The 2,971-nt window shown below is 57.3% G+C and carries 4 protein-coding genes; all 4 read left to right on the top strand.

Going from position 1 to position 2,971, the window contains the following annotated elements:
- Positions 1-503 precede the first annotated feature (503 nt).
- The 4 genes from ACGLHR_RS51260 to ACGLHR_RS51245 all read left to right on the top strand — a co-directional run bounded on the left by ACGLHR_RS51260 (position 504) and on the right by ACGLHR_RS51245 (position 2,912).
- Positions 504-701, top strand: a complete 198-nt coding sequence (locus tag ACGLHR_RS51260; protein WP_006159576.1) for a type II toxin-antitoxin system VapB family antitoxin — start codon at positions 504-506, stop codon at positions 699-701.
- A gap of 10 nt (positions 702-711) precedes the next feature.
- Complete coding sequence (locus ACGLHR_RS51255) at positions 712-1,083, top strand: type II toxin-antitoxin system VapC family toxin (RefSeq protein ID WP_400103731.1); 372 nt, start codon at positions 712-714, stop codon at positions 1,081-1,083.
- Positions 1,084-1,105: 22 nt separating this feature from the next.
- Positions 1,106-1,912: a DNA-deoxyinosine glycosylase gene (locus tag ACGLHR_RS51250; protein ID WP_400103729.1), complete on the top strand. Its 807-nt coding sequence runs from the start codon at positions 1,106-1,108 to the stop codon at positions 1,910-1,912.
- 739 nt (positions 1,913-2,651) lie between these two features.
- Positions 2,652-2,912, top strand: a complete 261-nt coding sequence (locus ACGLHR_RS51245) for a hypothetical protein (protein WP_400103727.1) — start codon at positions 2,652-2,654, stop codon at positions 2,910-2,912.
- Positions 2,913-2,971: the final 59 nt, after the last annotated feature.

Raw genomic sequence — 2,971 nt, 5'->3', positions numbered from 1 at the left:
GGTCGAGTCGATCTTGACCGCGCTGAACACGGGCAGGAAGGGCACGAAGCCGCCGCGCACGGCGCGCATGGCGCGGGTGTCGAGTTCTTCGGTGACGGACAGGTCCTTGATGGTGAGGGTGGTAGTCATGGCAGTTCTCCTTGGGAGCGATTGGGACTTGGGTTCGGTTGGTTTGAGCATTGTTTCTGCGCTCGGGAGGTACAAACGCATGGAGTGTGCCAAGGCGGGCCGTGTCATCGCGAATCGCCCGCAAACCTAGGCGGGGCTTGGGAGAGATTTCCTTCGAGTGCGAAAAATGGCGTCAAAACCAAGCGCGCGCCGTCCTGGATCTGGCGGGCGTAAACCAACACAACAACACCGAGTGTTTGCTATTACGCGACAAGCTGGGCCCATATATCGGAGAGCGGGGCGCCGAGATCAAGACGGTCATTCGAGACGACAAAATGCACTATTATAAGCATCAAACGATGCTATAATCGGTGCCTGTCCTGACGGAGGTTCCCATGCGTACGACAATTGCGCTTGATGACGACTTGATCGCCAAGGCCCAAGCCTATACGGGGCTGGAGGAGAAAACGGCACTCGTGCGCGAAGCGCTAAAGGCCTTGATCCAGCGTGAAGCCGCGAAACGACTCGCGAATCTTGGCGGTAGCCAACCGGGCATCAAGGGGGCACCGCGTCGCCGGCAGGACGTCGAATGAAGGACGTCGAATGATTCTTGTCGACACGTCGGTCTGGATTGACCACATCAACGCTTCTGATCCTATGCTGATTAGCCTGCTAGCCGAGGGGCGTGTACTGGCTCATCCATATGTGATAGGCGAGATTTCGCTCGGTAGTCTGCGTGACCGTGATGTCGTGCTTGGCGCGTTGCTTGATCTGCCGCGCGCGCCAGTTGCAACGCCGGAGGAGACGTTCTATTTGATCGAGCGCGAAGGTTTGTTCAATCGTGGAATTGGATATGTCGACACGTCACTGTTGGCGTCCGCGCGTCTACAACCAGGCATCACCATCTGGACGCGCGACAAGCGATTGAAGAAAGTTGCCGATGAACTCAATCTCGGGGCGGTCCTCGCGCACTAGATAACAGAAAAGCGATGACAACGTGGAGATCGCAACGCCAACGGAAGGGCTTGCCCCGATAGTCGATGCGAATTGCACGCACCTGATTCTTGGCACCATTCCCGGAGACGAATCACTCCGGCTTCAGCGTTACTACGCGCATGGCGCCAATCAGTTGTGGCAGATTCTGGGGAAGGTCTACTCGGAGGAAGTCCAGGACGAATATGAAGATCGAGTCGCCTTCCTTCTGCGTCACGGTATCGCGGTCTGGGATGTGCTGCGCAGCGCGGATCGAAAAGCGAGCTTGGACTCAGCGATCAAGAATGAGATCGCGAGCGATTTTGCGGGTCTGTTTGGGCAATTTCCGCAATTGAGGGCCGTTGAATTCAACGGGACAACGGCGCGGACGTTGTTCGGGCGCCATGTTGCTTCCCAGCCTGGGGTACCAATGGAAGAGCTTAGATGTGTCGTTCTTCCGTCGACAAGCTGGACTCCCGGCCGGCACGTTAAGTCGCCGGCGGAGAAACAGGCCATTGCAGAACTGACTGCACAGCTGCCCGGAGTGGATCAAGTCAGCGCCAAACGGGAAGCGTTGCGCTACGGGGCAGAGAAGGAACAAATTCGGCAAAAGGCGGAGGCGCAAGAGCGAGCGGCCAAGGACGCGGACGAGGCAAGTGAGAAGGCCGTGCACCATCACCATCGCTGGGCGCAGGCCGTGGTTGCAGTTCAGGTTTCAATTGCACTGGCGGCAATTACGCTGCTCACACGGCGCCGATGGCTGCAGGTGGCTTCGTATGGGGTTGGCGCGATTGGTGGCACTCTGGCCGTGCTTTCAATGCTCCACATCTAGGAAAAGAGGTTCACGAGGAACAAGAAAACGGAACCGGGAAAGGAGACCGCGCTAAATCGGGGATGACGACGATGTTCGCTACCTAGAGGCTAATGAGCCACCTACAATGCGCGCATGGCTTCCGATCCTGGGCCGGCAACCTCCGTCCTTCAACTTGGGGTCATGGTACTTTGAGGTCCCTTTGATTTCACTGCAATGTGTGCCAAGAACGTGAGCATCAGTTGACCGATGTTTGCGATGCTTTATCGAAGATGAGGGACGGCCCCTCGAAGTCGGCTTGCAGGAGCAGGCTTCAAACCGCCACAAGCTGCGTGGGTAAAGAGCCCTCGTGGTGAGCGTTGTTGGAAAAGTCGGGGGCAACCCCGGCAGGTGAGAGTCAAAGAGACGAACGCGAGTGAACCGCTGATGACGTGTCGTAAGAATCTTAATCGATGTCAAAACCGGGGGGATTGCAGACTCCGGGACAAGGGTTGGGCGATGCCTGCTGACGGCCCAATCGGCATCCGGCATAAAGGCGGCGTGACTTTGATTCAGGCTTCGGTAAGGAACTTGGGAACCTGTCGTCCCGATGCGAAGGGAGAAATCCAAGCGGAAGGACTCCGCAAGGATGAGAGTACCGATGCGGGGCACAGGGGCGGAGACGTCCGTAGTAGGGTTGAGGGTCCTGTAATGGGGCTGGACCGAAGGGACGTCATCGTCTGGCTTTATGCTGCGGGCAACCCGCAAGGGGAGGATCCGCATGGATAAGGCAAAACCGTTTTGTATTTCCAAACGTGAGGTGTGGGAAGCGTATCAGCAGGTGAAGGCCAACCGTGGGGCGGCGGGCGTGGATGGACAGTCGATGAAGGAATTCGAGGCAGACCTGAAGAATAATCTGTACCGAATCTGGAATCGGATGTCATCTGGCAGCTACCTGCCGCCGCCGGTCTTGCGGATTGACATACCAAAGGACGGGGGTGCGGGAACGAGGCCGTTGGGGATACCGACGGTGATCTCATAATGCACCTCTCACAGTTAAGTGTAGGAATGTTGCCCCCGAAGATGCCCTGAAGTGCGCAC

It is taken from the genome of Cupriavidus sp. CuC1 (genome assembly GCF_044627735.1).
GTDB lineage: Bacteria > Pseudomonadota > Gammaproteobacteria > Burkholderiales > Burkholderiaceae > Cupriavidus > Cupriavidus ulmosensis.
The sequence above is the reverse complement of the archived record's forward strand: the minus strand, read 5'-3'. Positions and strand labels throughout refer to the sequence as shown.